The following is a 17,053-nucleotide window of genomic DNA, read 5'->3' on the forward strand; positions in this document are numbered from 1 at the left end:
CATGTCAGCGGTTGTACATGCCCTCGTAGATCGGGCCCAGCGTGTCGGGATCGAACAGCGACGACACGCTGGTACCGTTCCAGATGTTCAGGATTGCCTGGGTGAACATCGGCGCCGTCGGCACGATACGGATGTTGGGGCAGGCGCGCACGGCGGGCGAGGCTTCGATGCTGTCGGTGATGACAAGGCTCTTCATCACCGAATTGGTCACCCGCTCGACCGCCGGGCCCGACAGGACGCCGTGAGTGATGTAGGAATGAACTTCGGTCGCGCCCGCCTCGATCAGGACTTCGGCCGCCTTGCACAGGGTGCCGGCGGTGTCGCAGATGTCATCGACAATCAGACAGGCCTTGCCGGTCACGTCGCCGATCACCGTCATCTCGGCCACTTCGCCCGCCTTTTCGCGTCGCTTGTCGACGATGGCCAGGGGGCAGCCGACCCGTTGCGCCAGCTCGCGCGCCCGGCCCACGCCGCCCACGTCGGGCGACACGACCATCAGTTCGTCCATCCGCCCGGCAAACTGGTGCTTGATATCCAGCGCGAAGACCGGCGAGGCATAGAGGTTGTCGACCGGAATGTCGAAGAAGCCCTGGATCTGCGCGGCATGCAGATCCATGGTCAGCACCCGCTCGATCCCGGCTTCGACGATCATGTTGGCCACCAGTTTCGCGGTGATTGGCGTGCGGGCCTTGGTGCGGCGGTCCTGCCGGGCATAGCCGAAATAGGGGATCACGGCGGTGATGCGCGCAGCGCTGGAGCGGCGCAGGGCATCGGCCATGATCAGCAGTTCCATGAGGTTGTCATTGGCCGGGTTGCTGGTTGGCTGGATGATGAACATGTCCTCGCCACGCACGTTCTCGTAGACCTCGACGAAGATCTCGGCATCGTTGAACCGCTCGACCCGGGCATCCAGCAGATTGACGCCCATGCCGCGGTGCAGCGACATGCGCCGGGCGATGGCCTGGGCGAGGGGGCGGTTGGAATTGCCGGAGATCAGCTTGGGTTCGGACATGGCAGGCATTTTGATGGGGTTCCCGTGGTGGCCAGTAACGGAATCGTCACGTTGACACCGCTTAGCATGGGGCTAGGGTGCCGCAAACCTTTTGCCCCCTCGGGAGACGCTGAAAATGGCCCATATCGATTATTACCTCGCGACCATTTCGCCCTATACTTACATGGTGGGGGATCGGCTGACCGAAATCGCCCAAAAGCACGGCGCAACGGTGACCTACAAGCCGCTGGATATCATGCAGTTGTTCGCCCGCACCGGGGGCCAGCCGCCCAAGGACCGCCACGTGTCGCGCCAGGAATACCGCCTGATGGACATGGAGCGTTCGGCGAAACTTCTGAACATGCCGTTCAACGTGAAGCCCGCCCATTGGCCCACCAACATGGCGCCGTCCTCTTACGCCATTATCGCGGCGCAGAATGCCGGGGGTGGCGACCTGCCGGCGCTGGTGGCGGCGATCACGCGCGCCTGCTGGGCCGAAGACAAGGATATCGCCCAGGACGAGGTGATCCGCGACTGCCTGTCGGGCGCGGGGTTCGATCCGTCGCTGGCCGACAGCGGCCTGCTGAGCGGTGCCGAAACCTATGCCGCCAACCTGGAAGAGGCGGTGATGCGCGGCGTCTTCGGCGCGCCATTCTTCATCACCGACGATGGCGCCCGGTTCTGGGGTGTCGACCGTCTGAGCCATCTGGACGCGCACCTGGCGGGCTGATGCCGACCGACGACAGGGCCGGGTTTCGAACCCACTGGGAAAGCTGTGGTGCGGGGGGGCGGCCCGCCCTCCTTGTCCACGGGATGCTGGCCCATTCCGGGGTCTGGCGCCAGGTGGCCACCGATCTGCTACTGTCCGCCGTTGCCTTCGATTTGCCCGGTCACGGGCGCAGCGCGGCCTGGAGCGGCGGTGATTATCACCGCGCCTGCACCGACATCGCGCTCAGCTTCTGTGATGCCCCGATGGATATCATCGGGCATTCCTTCGGTGGCACGGTGGCCCTGCGCCTGTCCGTGGAACACCCGGAACTTTGCCGCAGTCTGACCCTGATCGAGCCGGTCTTCTTCGCCGCGGCCCGTGCCGACAATGCCGCCGAAATCGCCGCCCACGACGCCAGCTTCGTGCCGGTGATCGACGCGCTTGCCGCCGGTCGGTCCGAGGTGGCGGCGCGGCTGTTCACCGGCGCCTGGGGCGATGGTCGCCCCTGGGAGGCCCTGCCCGAGGCGCAACGTGCCGCCATGACGGCGCGCATGTCCCTGGTCACGGCGGGGGCGGCGGCGCATGATCGCGACGGCGCGGGCCTGCTAGTCCCCGGTCGGATGGAAAGGCTGACGATGCCGGTCACCCTGATCCGTGGCGAAAGATCACCGCCTGTGATCGCCGCCGTCCACCGCGCGCTGATCGCCCGCCTGCCGCAGGCGGAGGAGCGTGTGGTGGCCGGGGCAGGGCACATGCTGCCCCTGACCCATCCGGGCGAAACGGCCCGCGCGATCGTTACAGAAGGGCGATGAAGCGGTCGATCTGGTCCTGCCCGATCGACCAGTCACAGACCAGCCGCGCGGCGAAGGTGCCATCCCCGGTTTCGGAGGCGAAATATTCGGCACCGGCCTCTTGCAGGCGGGCATGGGTGGCGGCGGGCAGATCGGCAAAGATCATGTTGCCGGGCACCGGATAGCTGGGGGCGATGCCCGCCGCGCGCAGGCCCTGCGCAAGACGCGCGGCATTGGCGTTGGCCGCGCGGGCCGTTTCCAGCCAGAGATCGTCGGCCAGGTAGGCCCGCATCTGGGCGCTGAGATAGCGGTGTTTCGAAAACAGCTGCGCCCCGCGCTTGCGGCGCAACTCGAACTCCCAGGCCAGTTCTGGGTCGAAGATCACCGCCGCCTCGACCCCCAGAAGGCCGTTCTTGGTGCCGCCGAACGACAGGGTATCGACGCCCGCGCGCCATGTCATGTCGGCGGGGCTGCAGTTCAGTGCCGCGACGGCATTGGCGAAGCGCGCGCCGTCCATATGCACGCCCAGGCCGTTGGCGCGGGCGACATCGCACAGCGCCGTGACTTCGGCCACCGAATGCAGGGTGCCGAACTCGGTGATCTGGGTGATCGTCACCGGCCCCGGCTGCACACCATGCACCACGCCGCGCGGATGGCGGGCAATGGCTTGGGACAGGGCGGCAGGCGTCATCTTGCCCTCGGTGGTTTCGACGGTGGAAAGCTTGGCGCCGCCGGTGAAGAACTCGGGCGCGCCGCATTCATCGACATCGGCGTGGGCTGCACGGGCGCAGAAGATCGTCTCCCACGGGCGGGTCATGGTGCCCAGCAGAAGGGCGTTGGCGGCCGTGCCGGTGGCCACGAGATAGACCGCAGCCTCGGGCGCCTCGAACAGGTCGCGGACCTGGGCGCGCACCTCGTCCATGATCGGGTCGGTGCCATATCCCGGGGCATAGCCGGTGTTGGCATCCATGAGGGCCTGCATGACCCGCGGGTGCGCCGGGCCGGTGTTGTCGGAGGCAAAATGCATCAGGTCGGCTCCTCGATGATGTAGTCTTCCCACTCGTCCTCGGGGACTTCGAATTCCGGCACGGTGAAGCCCTGCACCGAGACGCCCGCATCATGCACCGATTGCGGCGTGCCCGAAATCAGCGGGTGCCAGGGAAACAGCGGCTTGCCCTCGTGCAGAAGGCGATAGGCGCAGGTGGTGGGCATCCAATAGGCGTTCTTCGCGATGTTGCCGGGCGTCAGGGTGATGCATTCGGGCACGAACTGATGGCGGATCGGATACTGCGCACAGCGGCAGCTTTCGCCATCCAGCAGCCGGCAGGCCACCCGGGTCAGCGCAACCTCGCCGGTATCCTCGTCTTCCAGCTTGTTCAGGCAGCATTTGCCACAGCCGTCGCAGAGTGCCTCCCACTCTTTCCTGGTGAGCTTGTTGAGCGGAACCCTTTCCCAGAATCGCTGGCGCAGCCCGTCGCGGTCGATCGGGTCATCCGCGCTCATGATGCCGCCAGGATGGTGCGGGCGCGGGCGCTGTCGGCGTCCATCTGGGTGATCAGGGTCTCGATACTGTCGAATTTCTCTTCCCCGCGCAGGTAATCGACCAGGGCCACCGACAGGTGGGTGCCGTAAAGATCGCCGGTGAAATCGAAAAGGAAGGTTTCGATATTGGGCCGGTTCACCCCGAACATCGGGCGCACGCCGATCGAACTGACGGCATCATAGGTGCCCGCATGGGGGCCGGAAAGAACATCGACCCGCACGGCATAGACGCCAAATTTCGGCGGATGCAGGCCTGCGATGCTCATGTTCGCGGTGGGATAGCCCAAGTCGCGGCCGCGCTGATCCCCTCGGATCACCTCGCCTTCGATGCGGTGCATGTGGCCCAGCATCGCCGCCGCGTCACGCGGGCGCCCCTCGGACAGGGCCTCGCGGATGCGGGTGGAGGAGACGGCGCCGTCGCGGGCCTGAAGCAGCGGCGCGATGGTAACGCCAAAGCCCATGTCGGCCCCGAAGCGTTCAAGATCGGCGGCGCTGCCCGCGCGCCCCTTGCCAAAGCAGAAGTCGGCGCCCACCACCACATGCGACAACCCAAGGCCATCGGCCAGGACGTTGCGCGCGAAACCTTCGGGTGTGAGCGAGGAGAGCGCCTTGTTGAAGGCGATCTCGTACAGGCGGTCGATGCCCAGCTTGGCCAGCCGGTTCGCCTTGGCCTCGGCGTTCATCAGGCGGAAGGGCGGGGCGTCGGGGGCGAAGAATTCGCGGGGGTGGGGTTCGAAGGTCAGGACGCCAAGTGGGCAGGACAGGCGCGTGGCCTGGCTGCGTGCGATATCGATGACGGCGCGGTGACCGCGGTGCACGCCGTCGAAATTGCCGATCGCGACGCTGGCGCCGCGATCCCCGGGTGAAACGAACTGATGATCCCGCACGATCCGCATGGAGGACCGGATAGCTGCCGTTGGCGGGTGGTGCAAGCGGTCAGTGGCGCGCTGGGGTTTGCGCCGCCTGTCGGCGTCGCCCGGGGGCGCGCTCGAAACCTGCGGTTTCTCGCGCGCCCTGAGTATTTGAGGCAAGAAAGAGGGGGATCAGCGCAGTTGCCCCATGGCAAAGGTCGGGCGGGCCGGGGCACCTTGCAGGAAGCTTTCGAGCGCGTCGGGATCGGGCTGATCGCGCGTGGCGGTCTGTTCGGCTGCAAGGCCGCCGGTGATGAAGAGGCAATCCATGTCTTCGCCGGCGGCCCCCAGCACGTCGGTGGCGATGCCGTCGCCGATACACAGGATGCGGCTTTCGGGAATGTCGCGGCCCAGTTCGGCCAGGCGGCGGCGGGCCAGGTCGTAGACCGGGGGGTGGGGTTTGCCGAACATCAGGGTTTCGCCGCCCATTTCGCGGTAGAGCTGGGCGAGGGCGCCGGCGCACCATTCGCGCGTGTCGCCGCGATCGACGATGATGTCGGGGTTGGCGCAGAGCATCTTCAGGCCAACGGCGATGGCCGACAGGAACTGCGGGCGCATTTCGGCGGGGTCGGCGAAGGGGTCGAAGGGGCCGCAGCAGAGGATGCCCGTCGCCTCGTCCAGGTCGGTGCGACGGATCGTTACCGGGTCGGTGACGATCTTGATCGGTTCGAAGAAGACCTCGTCATGAGGCTGACCGATGAAATAGACCTTTTCGCCGATGGCGCCCTGAAACATCGCAACCCGGGCCGAATCGCCCGACGTGGCGATGCTGTCCCAGCAGTCGCGCGGGGTCGAGAACCGTTCGAGCTGTTTTTCGACACTGGCCCTCTGGCGCGGCGCGTTGGTGAGAAGGATCACCGTTCCGCCCTGCGCCCTGAAGGCGCGCAGCGCCTCGACGGCGGCGGCGTGGGCGGTGATGCCGTTATGCAGGCAGCCCCACAAGTCACAGAAGACAGCGTCGTAATCCTTGGCGATGTCAGCGAGTTTTTCGATGATCCGGGTCATGGTGCTCTGATGGTTGGGGCGAAGCCGGGGAAGGGAATGCGCCCACTGCTAGCCCTTTCCGCCCGCGCTGGCCAGAGGCGGTGCGGTAAGCGGTGCACCCTCATCTTTGGTCTTTCAAATATCCCCGCCGGAGGCACACCGCGCAGCGGTGTTTGCGGGTATCGCTGCCGTGACCGGCTTGACGCGCCTGTGCCGCTGTTCTAATCGTCCCGCATGGCGCGGGTATGGTGAAATGGTATCATAAGAGCCTTCCAAGCTTAAGGTGCGGGTTCGATTCCCGCTACCCGCTCCAGATTCCTCTTCCCATGGCGTGATCATGTCTTCCGTTGGGCGGTTTCGGGCCGCCTGTCCGAACCGGCGGCGCGGAAAACTTGTGCGCGGGGCGTGATTGCCTGAAGGTTGCCATGTGGGGGCCGTGTTGCACCCGTAGGGCGTGGATGGTGAAGGGGGTTCGATGGACAGCAGGATCGCAGTCTTGGGGCAGGGGCTGATCGGGCGGGCCTGGGCCATCGGTTTCGCCCGCGCCGGTGCCGACGTCACCCTCTGGGACGGGGTGGAGGGCGTGGCCGATGCCGCCCCGGCCCTGATCGCCCCGCTGGTCGAGGAGATGGCCACGCGCGGTTTGCTTTTTGATCCGGTCGATGCCGTGATGGCCCGCCTTCACCCCTGTGAGAATATCGCAGCGTCGCTGGAGGGGGCGGTGCATGTGCAGGAAAACACCCCCGAGAAGCTGGAGATCAAGCGCGAGGTTCTTGGTGAAATCGACAGGTTGGCGGCGCCGGATGCGGTGATTGCCAGTTCCACCTCGGGCCTGCTGCCCTCGGCGATGTTCGAGGGTTTGGAGGGGGCGCATCGCTGCCTTGTCGCTCATCCGCTGAACCCGCCCCATCTTCTTCCGGCGGTCGAACTGGTGCCCGGCCCGCAGACCGATGCGGCAACCCTTGCCGCCTGCCATGCCACGATGCAGGCGGCGGGCCACAGCCTGATCACCCTGAAACGGGAGATCCCGGGTTTCGTGATGAACCGCCTGCAGGGCGCCCTTCTGGACGAGGCGTTTCGCCTGGTGGAGGCGGGCATCGCCGACCCCGAGGATGTGGACATCGCCCTGCGCGACGGGCTGGCCCTGCGCTGGTCGATCATCGGGCCGTTCGAAACCATCGACCTGAACGCGCCGGGTGGCGTTTCGGATTATATCGACCGGTACGGGCCGATGTATGTCGACCTTGCCATCGGAACCGAAGGGCGGCCGGACTGGACTGGCCCGGTGCGCGAACAGGTCACGCAGGACCGGCGCGCCCGCCTGCCGCTTGCCGATATTCCCGCGCGAAGCGCCTGGCGCGATACGCGGCTGGCCGATCTTGCCCTGCATCGCCGCGACCTGAAACCGAAGGACTGACCCCATGGCCGCCATCGACGACGCCGTCATCATCACCTGTGCCGTGACCGGTGCGATCCATACGCCGGGCATGTCGCCGCACCTGCCTGTCACCGCCGACGAGATCGCGCAAGCGGCCATCGACGCGGCCGAGGCGGGGGCGGCCATCCTGCACCTGCATGCGCGCGATCCAGCAACCGGCAGGCCCGACCAGACGCCCGAGGGCTTTGCCGCCTTCCTGCCGCGGGTGAAACAGGCCACCTCGGCCGCCATCAACCTGACCACCGGCGGTTCCCCCTACATGAGCGTCGAGGAGCGCGCCCGCCCCGCGGCGCAATTCGCCCCCGAGGTTGCCTCGCTGAACATGGGGTCGATGAACTTTGGCCTATACGGCATGCTGAGCCGCTATCCCGACCTGCAAGGGTGGGAGCGTGAGCACCTGGAAGGATCGCGCGACCTGGTGTTCCGCAATTCGTTCAAGGACATCGAATACGTGCTGAAGATGGCGGGCGAAAACGGCACCCGGTTCGAGTTCGAATGCTACGACATCTCGCATCTCTACAACCTGCACCATTTCGTGCAGCGCGGGTTGGTGAAGCCGCCTTTTTTCGTACAGTCGGTCTTTGGCCTGCTGGGCGGCATCGGCAACCACGCCGAAGACGTGGCCCACATGAAGCGCACCGCCGACCGCCTGTTCGGCGCCGATCTGCGCTGGTCGGTCCTTGGCGCCGGGGCGGCGCAGTTCCGCATCGCGGCCCAGGCGGCGGCGCTGGGGGGCAACATCCGCGTGGGGCTGGAGGATTCGCTGTGGATCGGCAAGGGGCAACTGGCCGAATCCAATGCCCAGCAGGTGAAGAAGGCCCGCGCCCTGATCGAGGCCCTGGGCAAACGCGTCGCCACCCCCGACGAGGCGCGCGCGATCCTTAACCTGAAGGGTGGCGACCGGGTGAATTTCTGACCCAACCGCCCCACCTGCCGGCGCCGCGCGCAAGGTTGCGCTGAATCAAAGACCGCATGTTGCCCTCGGGTGCATAGGGGGCGCACAGCCGCGCCGCCCTTTCGGGGGACGACGTGCCGCGGCGTGCATAACTTGTTCCGCGCGTCCGAAACGGCTAAGCCGCAGGCGCGCGGCAGAATGGTGGACCATGGCAGAGAAATTCAGCGATCAGGAACGGGCGAAAAGCAAAAAGGTCGGCGCGCTGCGTGCGCTCTGGCCCTTCATGCGGCCCTATCGCGGGCTGGTCGCGCTGGCGCTGGGGGCGCTGGTGCTGACGGCCTGCGTGTCGCTGGTTCTGCCGCTTGCGGTGCGCCGGGTCGTCGACGGTTTCGAAACCAGCGCGGCGGCACTTCTGGATGAGTACTTCATGGCGGCCCTGGCGATTGCCGGGCTTCTGGCCGTGGGCACCGGGCTAAGGTACTATTTCGTGACCCGCCTGGGCGAACGTGTGGTGGCCGATATCCGCAAGGCGGTGTTCGACCGGGTGATCGGCATGTCGCCCACCTTCTATGAAAAGATCATGACCGGCGAGGTTCTGAGCCGGATCACCACCGACACGACGCTGATCCAGTCGGTTATCGGTTCGTCGGTCTCCATAGCCCTGCGCAACCTGCTGATCCTGACCGGCGGGCTTGTCCTGCTGTTCATCACCTCGATCAAGCTGACGGCGATGGTTCTCTTGATCGTGCCGCTGGTGATCGTGCCGATCATCGTGCTGGGCCGCCGGTTGCGGGTGCTGAGCCGCGAGAACCAGGACTGGATCGCGCAATCCTCGGGTTCGGCCAGCGAAACCCTGACGGCTGTGCAGACGGTGCAGGCCTTCACCCACGAAAGCATGAGCCGCCGCGCCTTTTCGGATGTGACCGAGAAAAGCTTCGATGCCGCGCGCCGGCGCATCTTCACCCGGGCGATCATGACCGTGATCGTCATCGCGCTGGTGTTTTTCGGCATTGTCGGAGTGCTGTGGATGGGTGCGCGCGATGTGCGCGCCGATCTGATGAGCGTGGGTGAGTTGGTCCAGTTCGTGATCTACGCGGTGATGGTGGCAGGGGGCGTGGCCGCCCTGTCGGAAATCTGGGGCGAATTGCAGCGCGCCGCCGGGGCAACCGAACGCCTTGTCGAACTGCTGAGCGTGACGGATACCGTGAACGACCCCGCCGCGCCCAAGGCGCTGCCCCTGCCGGTGAAGGGCGCGATCACCTTCGACGACGTTTCCTTCCACTATCCCGCCCGCCCCGGCACCGCCGCGCTGGACGGGGTGAACCTGAAGGTCGAACCGGGCGAAACCGTCGCCCTGGTGGGCCCCTCGGGCGCGGGCAAGACCACGATCATCCAGTTGATCCTGCGGTTCTACGATCCCGACAGCGGCACGATCCGGCTGGACGGGATGGACCTGCGCGATCTGGCCCGCGATGCATTCCGTGCCCATGTGGCCCTGGTGCCGCAAGACCCGGTGATCTTCGCCGCCTCGGCGCGTGAGAACATCCGCTTCGGCCGTCCCGGCGCAAGCGACGCCGATGTCGAACAGGCCGCCCGCGCCGCCGCCGCCCACGATTTCCTGACCGCCCTTCCCGATGGTTATGACACCTATGTGGGCGAGCGCGGCGTGATGCTGTCGGGCGGGCAGAAACAGCGTATCGCCATCGCCCGGGCCATCCTGCGCGACGCGCCGGTGCTGCTGCTGGACGAGGCGACAAGCGCGCTGGACGCCGAAAGCGAACGCGCGGTGCAAAGCGCCGTCGAAACCCTGGCCCGTGGCCGCACCACGCTGATCGTGGCCCACCGCCTGGCGACCGTGAAGAAGGCCGACCGCATCGTCGTGTTTGAATCGGGCCGGATCGTGGCCACCGGCACCCATGATGCCCTGGTGGCCGAAGACGGGCTTTATGCCCGCCTGGCGCGGTTGCAGTTCACCGACGGCATCGCGGCCGAATGACCAAACGGCACCTGCCGGTCTGACGTCGCGTCGCTTTGCCCGCCACGCTTGCGATGTGGCCGCTTTCCGCTCATTCTGAAGTTGTGAGAACGAGTGCGCGACAAGCGCCCCCCGGGAGGAGGAACTTTATCATGGGCCAATATGCGGGTTACGCTGATCGTGACGCGATCGAGAACGAAATGCCCTGGGCCGAACGGGATGTGCCCAGGACGATGCACCGTTTCATGGCCGATGTGGCGGGGCGCCACGGGCCGCGCAACGCGATCACCTTCCAGCTTCTCTCGGGGCCGAAGGACAAGGCCGAAACCCTGACCTGGGATGCCTTCCACCGCCAGTCGACCCAGGCGGCGAACCTGTTTCGCGATCTCGGGGTGGGGCCGGATGACGTTGTGGCCTATCTGCTTCCCAACTGCCTGGAAACCGCCGTCACCCTGATCGGGGGCTGCATTGCCGGCATCGCCAACCCCATCAACCCGCTGCTGGACGCCGAACAGATCGCCGCGATCCTGCGCGAAACCGGTGCGAAGGTCCTGGTCACGCTCAAGGCCTTCCCGAAAACCGATGTGCCGCAAAAGGCGGCCGAGGCGGTGAAGCTGGCCCCAGGGGTCACGACCGTGCTCGAGGTTGATCTCAACCGCTATCTCAGCCCACCCAAATCCTGGCTCGTGCCTTTCCTGCGGCCCAAGAACCCGGTGTCGCACAATGCCAAGGTGCTGGATTTCAGGGCCGAACTGGCCCGCCGCCCCGCCGACCGGCTTACCTTCGACGACCCCGAGGTCGACCGCGTCGCCGCCTATTTCCACACCGGCGGCACCACCGGGATGCCCAAGGTGGCCCAGCACAAGATTTCGGGCATGGTCTATAACGGCTGGCTGGGGCATCGGCTGCTGTTCACCGAACAGGACAACGTGATCTGCCCGCTGCCGCTGTTCCATGTCTTTGCCTGCCACGTCATCGTCATGGCCATGATCTCGTCCGGGGCGCATGTGGTGTTTCCGACGCCCGCAGGCTATCGCGGCGATGGTGTCTTCGACAACTTCTGGAAGCTGATCGAACGCTGGAAGATCACCTTCGTGATCACCGTCCCCACCGCCATTTCCGCCCTGATGCAACGCCCGGTCGATGCCGATGTGTCCTCGATCAAGCAGGCCTTCTCGGGCTCGTCGCCGCTTCCGATCGAATTGTTCAAGCGGTTCGAAAAGGCCACGGGCGTGAAGATCTGCGAAGGCTACGGCCTGACCGAGGCGACCTGCCTCGTGTCGATCAACCCTGTCGATGGCGAAAAGAAGGTCGGTTCGGTGGGCATTCCCTTCCCCTATACCGAGGTGAAGATCCTGAAGAAGACGCCCGATGGCGTGCAGGAATGCGAAACCGACACCGTGGGCGAAATCTGCGTGGCCAACCCCGGTGTCTTCGCCGGGTCCACCTATACCGAGGCCGACAAGAACCATGATCTGTTCCACCACGACATTTACCTGCGCACCGGCGATCTGGGCCGGATGGACGCCGACGGCTATCTCTGGATCACCGGCCGGGCCAAGGATCTGATCATCCGGGGCGGGCACAACATAGACCCGGCCGAAATCGAAGAGGCGCTGGCCGGGCACGAGGCTGTGGCCATGTGCGGCGCCATCGGCCAGCCCGACGCCCACTCGGGCGAGCTGCCCTGCGCCTATGTCGAACTGGTTTCGGGCAGCGACTGCACGGTGGAAACCCTGATGGAGCATGCCCGCAAGACGGTGCATGAACGCGCGGCTCAGCCCAAGTACATCGAAATTCTCGACGAACTGCCGAAAACGGCGGTGGGCAAGGTGTTCAAGCCCGACCTGCGCCGCATGGCCATCACCCGCGTCTATGACGGTGCGCTGAAAGAGGCGGGGCTTGATGTCCGGGTGAAAGAGGTGATCGAGGACAAGAAGCGCGGCCTCGTCGCCCGGCTGTCCCCGAAAGCCGACGAAGCGAAGGTCACCGAGGTGCTGGGCGCCTTCACCCGGCCCTGGGAATGGGCCGACTGATCGTGCCTTGGGCGCCACGCGTGGGGGCGGAAAACTGAGTATCTGAGCGAGGAAGACCTACGGCCAGTTTCTTTCTTGCAGAAAATACTCAATTCCGCCGTCACGGGGCGCGGGCCCTTTCCGGGGCTTGTCCGTCCCCGCCGCGCCGGACGCCTCAGCCCCGTCCGTGCGGCGCCCACCAGTCGATCACCGGATTGATCGGGATGATCCGGTTCGGATTGATGGTGTCGTGGCTGTAGTGGTAGTGGCGCACGATATGGTCGAAATTCACCGTGTCGGGGATTCCGGGCCACTGGTACAATTCGCGCGTGTAGGCCCAGAGGTTCGGGTAATCCACGATCCGCCGGCGGTTGCACTTGAAGTGCAGGTGATAGACCGGATCGAACCGCACCAGTGTCGAGAACAGCCGCCAATCGGCCTCGGTGATCCGGTCGCCCATGAGGTAGCGGTTCTCGCCCAGCCGCGCCTCAAGCCAGTCGAGACTGTCAAACAGCGGCACCACGCCCGCGTCATAAGCCTTTTGCGACGTGGCGAAGCCCGCCTTGTAGACGCCGTTGTTCACCGTGTCGTAGATGCGGTCGTTCACCGGTTCGATGGCGGCGCGCAGGTCTTCGGGCCAGTAATCGTCGGTGTTGCCGGTCAACTGGTCGAAGGCCGAGTTGAACATGCGGATGATTTCGCTGCTTTCGTTGCTGACCACGGTTTCGCGCTGCTTGTCCCACAGGATCGGCACCGTGACGCGGCCCGTCATGTCGGGCTTGGCCTTCAGATAGATGTCGCGGGCGAAGGGCAGACCATAAAGCCGGTCACCGGTCGTTCCGGGGTAATCCGTCGCAAAGGTCCAGCCTTCGGACAGCATCTCGGGGTGCACGACCGACACGTCGATCAGGTCGTCCAGCTCTTTCAGGGCGCGGAAGAACAGCGTGCGGTTGGCCCAGGGGCAGGCCAGCGAGACATAGAGGTGATAGCGCCCCGCCTCGGCCTTGAAACCGCCCTCGCCGCTGGGGCCGGGGCTGCCATCGGCGGTGATCCAGTTGCGGAACGAGGCATTGTCGCGCTTGAAGGCGCCGCCGTTGGATTCGGTGTCATACCATGTATCGTGCCATTCGCCGTCGACCAGTTGTCCCATCGTTCCGCTCCTGCTTTTTCCTGTCGTTCATACCTAGCGCGGGGCGTCTCCTGTGCATACCGGCACCAAGGCACGGCCACCTCGGCAAAGGCGCACAGGTCGCGCCGGGCGCGGCAGGTGCCGCATCGCGCATTGCGGCCCGGGGCCGCCCGGCCTATACCCGGGCCTGACGACGCCCCAGCGGGGGCCGGACAGGTGGCCGTCTTGCGAACCGACCCAAACAGGGGGTGCGCGGATGGCATCGTCAGGCGGGGCAGGTGCCCCGACGCACCATCCGGCGCGCCCGCACAGCTGCGAAAGGATGCGCCATGCGACTGACCCTTCTTCTGATCCTCGCCCCGGGGGCCGCCCTGGCCCATGTGGGGCATATCGGTGAATATGCCGGGCACGATCACTGGGTTGCCGGGGCGGCCATTGCCATCGCCATCGGGCTGGGCCTCTGGGCCGGGCTGAAGGGCAAGCGCGACGATGACGATGCGCAGGACGACAGCGAAGAAGCCGAGGCCGAGGCATGAAGACCGGCGTCATGATCTGCGGCCACGGGTCGCGCAGCCAGGCGGCGGTGGACGAATTCGCCGTGCTGGCCGAAAAGCTGCCCGCCTATCTGCCCGAGGACTGGCTGGTCGATTACGGCTACCTCGAATTCGCCAACCCGGTGATCCGCGACGGGCTGGACCGCCTGCGCGAGGCGGGGTGCGACCGCATCCTTGCCGTGCCGGGCATGCTTTTTGCCGCGATGCACGCCAAGAACGACATTCCGACCGTGCTGAATACCTATGGCGCCAGGCACGGGATCACCGTGCAATATGGCCGCGAACTGGGGGTCGATCCGAAGATGATCGCCGCCGCCGGGGCGCGTATAGATGAGGCCGTGCAGCGCGCGAATGCCGAACTGGGAGAGGTGCCGCTGCATGAAACCTGCCTCGTGGTCATCGGGCGCGGCGCGTCAGACCCCGACGCCAATGGCAACGTGGCCAAGATCGCGCGCCTGCTGCACGAGGGGATGGGGTTCGGCTGGGTCGAGGTGGGCTATTCCGGCGTCACCTTCCCGCTGGTCGAACCCTGCCTGACCCATGCGGCAAAGCTGGGTTACAAGCGAATCGTCGTCTTTCCCTATTTCCTGTTCACCGGCATCCTGATCGACCGGATCTACGGATTTACCGATGAAGTCGCCGCGCGCCATCCCGATCTTCAGTTCGTGAAGGCGGGCTATCTGAACGATCACCCCAAGGTGCTGGAAACCTTCGCCGAGCGCATCATCGAACAGACCGGAAAGACACCGCCGCCCAATTGCGCCGCCTGTCCCTACCGCGCACAGGTTCTTGCCCCGGAAGGTGGTGCGCCGATCTCGATCCCGATCGCGGCCCGCCAGGATCACCCGGCCTTCGGCGACATTCCCCCGCCCACCTGTGCCATGTGCAAATATCGCGCCCAGGTGCTGGGCTTCGAGGCCGAGGTGGGGGCCGTGCAGGAATCCCACCACCACCACGTCGAAGGGCAGGGCGCCAGCGCGCCGGGCTCCAACGTCGAGGATTGCAGCCTCTGCGATACCTTCTGCACCGGTCTCTGCCGCCTGCTGATGGCGGAAGATCACCACCACCATCATCATCACCATCACCATGGTGACGACCACCACCACGACCACAGCCACCACCATCATCATCACGACCACGATCACCACCACCACCACGCGCCGTACCCCCACGCCGATCACCCCCACGGCCCCGAATCCGCCCGCAAGACCCGCCGCTGACTCTTTCTTGCTGAAAATACTCCCGCCGGAGGCTCCGCCATCTGCCACCGGCGCAACATCGGAAAACCGGATGCGCCCCTACGAAAAAGACCCCGCCGCGATCTATGCGCAAAGCTTCGCCACGGTGCGCGCCGAGGCGCGGCTGGAGCGCTTTCCGCCGGGCATGGATGCGATGGTGGTGCGGCTGATCCACGCCTGCGGCATGGTCGAGATCGCGGACCGGCTGGCCTTTTCGCCCGCAGCCTTCTCGGCGGGGCAGGCGGCCCTGGCCGCCGGGGCGCCGGTGCTGTGCGATTGCGAAATGGTCGCCTCGGGGGTGATCCGCCGGTTCCTGCCCGCATCGAACCAGGTGATCTGCACCCTGAACGCCCCCGGCGTGCCGGAACGGGCCAGCGACATCGGCAACACCCGCTCGGCCGCGGCGGTCGAGCTTTGGCGCGACAGGATCGAAGGCGCTGTCGTGGCCGTGGGCAACGCGCCGACGGCCCTGTTTCACCTGCTTGAACTGCTGGATCAGGGATGGCCGAAACCTGCCCTGATCCTGGGCTTTGCCGTGGGTTTTGTCGGCGCGGCCGAATCCAAGGCCGAACTGGCGCGCGATCCGCGCGGCTGTGATTTTGTGACCCTGCGGGGCCGGCGGGGTGGCTCGGCCATGGCCGCCGCCGCCGTCAACGCATTGGGAGCGACGCAATGACCGAACCCTGGCTGCACATCGTCGGTATCGGAGAAGACGGGATCGAGGGCTTGGCCCCCGCCACCCGGGCCATTCTGGAAGCCGCCGAAGTGATCGTCGGCGGCGACCGGCATCACCGCCTGTCCGACAGCGTGACGGCCGAGCGCGTCTCGTGGCCCTCGCCCTTCGATGCGCTGATCGACATGCTGAAGGGGTTTGCCGGGCGGCGGGTCGTGGTGCTGGCCACGGGTGATCCGCTGTGGTTCTCGGTCGGGGCGCGGATCGGCCGGGCGATCCCGCCGGCGCAGATCGTGTTCCATCCGCAGCTGAGCGCCTTTCAACTGGCCGCCGCGCGCATGGGCTGGTCGATGGCGGATGTCGAAACGCTGACCGTGCATGGCCGCCCGGTGGAACAGATGATCGCCTTCATCCAGCCTGACGTGCGGCTGCTGATCCTCACCACCGGCGCCGAAACCCCGGCGCGGATCGCCCGGTTCCTGACGGAACGCGGCTTTGGCAAAAGTGCGATGACCGTGCTGGCGGCCATGGGCGGCAAGGAAGAACAGCGCTTCGATGGCCTTGCCGAAAGCTGGGATCACGCGGTGCCCGCCTTCAACACGCTGGCCGTCGAATGCGTGGCGGCGCCGGATGCCGCACTTCTGCCCCGGGTGCCGGGCCTGGCCGATGCCCTGTTCCAGCACGACGGCACCATGACGAAACAAGAGGTGCGCGCCATCACGGTGGCCAAGCTGATGCCGATGCGCGGGGCACTTCTGTGGGATATCGGCACCGGCTGCGGTTCGGTCGCCGTCGAATGGATGCGCGCGGCCCGGTATGCCCGCGCCATCGGCATCGAACCCCGCGCCGACCGTCGCGCCATGGCCGCCGCCAACGCCCTGGCCCTTGGCACACCGCGCCTGGAACTGATCGAGGGCGAAGCGCCCGATGCCCTGGAGGGCCTGCCCGCACCCGACGCGATCTTCGTTGGCGGCGGGCTGAGCGATGGTGTGTTTCAGGCGGCCTGGGGGGCATTGAAACCTCTGGGGCGGCTGGTGGCCAATGCCGTGACCCTGGAATCCGAGGCGCAACTTCTGGCCCTTCACGCCGAACATGGCGGGGACCTGGTGAAGGTTCAGATACACCGGGCCGAACCGGTCGGCCCCTATCGCGGCTGGCGCCCCTCGATGCCTGTCACCCAGTGGAGCCTGATCAAGCGATGACGCAGA

16 protein-coding genes and 1 tRNA gene are annotated in these 17,053 nt (G+C 66.1%); 11 read left to right on the plus strand and 6 right to left on the minus strand.

From position 1 onward, the window contains the following. Positions 1-4: 4 nt before the first annotated feature. Positions 5-1,021 carry a ribose-phosphate pyrophosphokinase gene (locus H7828_RS16275; protein WP_226782116.1) on the minus strand — a complete coding sequence of 339 codons (1,017 nt, stop codon included), beginning with the start codon at positions 1,019-1,021 and terminating at the stop codon, positions 5-7. A 106-nt stretch (positions 1,022-1,127) separates the two neighbouring features. Here H7828_RS16275 and H7828_RS16280 point away from each other — a divergent pair, with 106 nt between their 5' ends. Continuing rightward, entirely contained in the window at positions 1,128-1,721 is a 594-nt protein-coding gene (locus H7828_RS16280) for a 2-hydroxychromene-2-carboxylate isomerase (RefSeq protein ID WP_226782117.1), read from the plus strand. Beyond that, positions 1,721-2,512 carry an alpha/beta fold hydrolase gene (locus H7828_RS16285; RefSeq protein WP_226782118.1) on the plus strand — a complete coding sequence of 264 codons (792 nt, stop codon included), beginning with the start codon at positions 1,721-1,723 and terminating at the stop codon, positions 2,510-2,512. Before H7828_RS16280 ends, H7828_RS16285 begins: the two co-directional genes overlap by 1 nt. On the opposite strand, the gene H7828_RS16290 is transcribed toward H7828_RS16285, so the two are convergent. From H7828_RS16290 to H7828_RS16305, 4 genes are all read right to left on the minus strand, one after another. Next, entirely contained in the window at positions 2,496-3,518 is a 1,023-nt protein-coding gene (locus H7828_RS16290; protein ID WP_226782119.1) for a threonine aldolase family protein, read from the minus strand. The genes H7828_RS16285 and H7828_RS16290 overlap by 17 nt on opposite strands. After that, positions 3,518-3,994, minus strand: coding sequence for a YcgN family cysteine cluster protein (locus H7828_RS16295; RefSeq protein WP_226782120.1), 477 nt, complete (start codon positions 3,992-3,994; stop codon positions 3,518-3,520). The genes H7828_RS16290 and H7828_RS16295 overlap by 1 nt, the downstream gene beginning before the upstream one ends. Beyond that, positions 3,991-4,929, minus strand: coding sequence for a bifunctional riboflavin kinase/FAD synthetase (locus H7828_RS16300; RefSeq protein WP_226782121.1), 939 nt, complete (start codon positions 4,927-4,929; stop codon positions 3,991-3,993). The genes H7828_RS16295 and H7828_RS16300 overlap by 4 nt, the downstream gene beginning before the upstream one ends. Before the next feature lie 147 nt (positions 4,930-5,076). Beyond that, entirely contained in the window at positions 5,077-5,949 is an 873-nt protein-coding gene (locus tag H7828_RS16305) for a TIGR01459 family HAD-type hydrolase (RefSeq protein WP_226782122.1), read from the minus strand. 218 nt (positions 5,950-6,167) lie between these two features. Here H7828_RS16305 and H7828_RS16310 point away from each other — a divergent pair. The 5 genes from H7828_RS16310 (at position 6,168) to H7828_RS16330 (ending at position 12,272) form a co-directional block, all read left to right on the plus strand. Then, positions 6,168-6,241 (plus strand) — tRNA-Gly (locus H7828_RS16310). A gap of 162 nt (positions 6,242-6,403) precedes the next feature. Continuing rightward, positions 6,404-7,345 (plus strand): 3-hydroxyacyl-CoA dehydrogenase, encoded by a 942-nt coding sequence (locus H7828_RS16315; RefSeq protein WP_226782123.1) that lies wholly within the window; start codon positions 6,404-6,406, stop codon positions 7,343-7,345. A 4-nt stretch (positions 7,346-7,349) separates the two neighbouring features. Next, positions 7,350-8,282, plus strand: a complete 933-nt coding sequence (gene kce, locus H7828_RS16320) for a 3,5-dioxohexanoate:acetyl-CoA acetone transferase (protein ID WP_226782124.1) — start codon at positions 7,350-7,352, stop codon at positions 8,280-8,282. A gap of 187 nt (positions 8,283-8,469) precedes the next feature. Continuing rightward, entirely contained in the window at positions 8,470-10,257 is a 1,788-nt protein-coding gene (locus tag H7828_RS16325) for an ABC transporter transmembrane domain-containing protein (protein WP_226782125.1), read from the plus strand. Between the two features lie 131 nt (positions 10,258-10,388). Beyond that, a complete protein-coding gene (locus H7828_RS16330; RefSeq protein ID WP_226782126.1) occupies positions 10,389-12,272 on the plus strand; it encodes an acyl-CoA synthetase in 1,884 nt (627 codons plus the stop codon). A 154-nt stretch (positions 12,273-12,426) separates the two neighbouring features. On the opposite strand, the gene H7828_RS16335 is transcribed toward H7828_RS16330, so the two are convergent. Next, positions 12,427-13,401 (minus strand): glutathione S-transferase family protein, encoded by a 975-nt coding sequence (locus H7828_RS16335; protein WP_226782127.1) that lies wholly within the window; start codon positions 13,399-13,401, stop codon positions 12,427-12,429. A gap of 308 nt (positions 13,402-13,709) precedes the next feature. Between H7828_RS16335 and H7828_RS16340 the strand changes: the two genes are divergently transcribed. The 4 genes from H7828_RS16340 (at position 13,710) to cbiE (ending at position 17,047) form a co-directional block, all read left to right on the plus strand. Continuing rightward, positions 13,710-13,916 carry a DUF6732 family protein gene (locus H7828_RS16340; protein WP_226782128.1) on the plus strand — a complete coding sequence of 69 codons (207 nt, stop codon included), beginning with the start codon at positions 13,710-13,712 and terminating at the stop codon, positions 13,914-13,916. After that, positions 13,913-15,154, plus strand: a complete 1,242-nt coding sequence (locus H7828_RS16345) for a sirohydrochlorin chelatase (protein ID WP_226782129.1) — start codon at positions 13,913-13,915, stop codon at positions 15,152-15,154. The genes H7828_RS16340 and H7828_RS16345 overlap by 4 nt, the downstream gene beginning before the upstream one ends. A gap of 70 nt (positions 15,155-15,224) precedes the next feature. Beyond that, positions 15,225-15,848: a precorrin-8X methylmutase gene (locus H7828_RS16350; RefSeq protein WP_226782130.1), complete on the plus strand. Its 624-nt coding sequence runs from the start codon at positions 15,225-15,227 to the stop codon at positions 15,846-15,848. Continuing rightward, positions 15,845-17,047 carry a precorrin-6y C5,15-methyltransferase (decarboxylating) subunit CbiE gene (cbiE, locus tag H7828_RS16355; RefSeq protein WP_226782131.1) on the plus strand — a complete coding sequence of 401 codons (1,203 nt, stop codon included), beginning with the start codon at positions 15,845-15,847 and terminating at the stop codon, positions 17,045-17,047. Before H7828_RS16350 ends, cbiE begins: the two co-directional genes overlap by 4 nt. Positions 17,048-17,053: the final 6 nt, after the last annotated feature.

The organism is Oceaniglobus trochenteri (assembly GCF_020529025.1).
In the GTDB taxonomy this organism is placed as follows: Bacteria; Pseudomonadota; Alphaproteobacteria; order Rhodobacterales; family Rhodobacteraceae; genus Oceaniglobus; species Oceaniglobus trochenteri.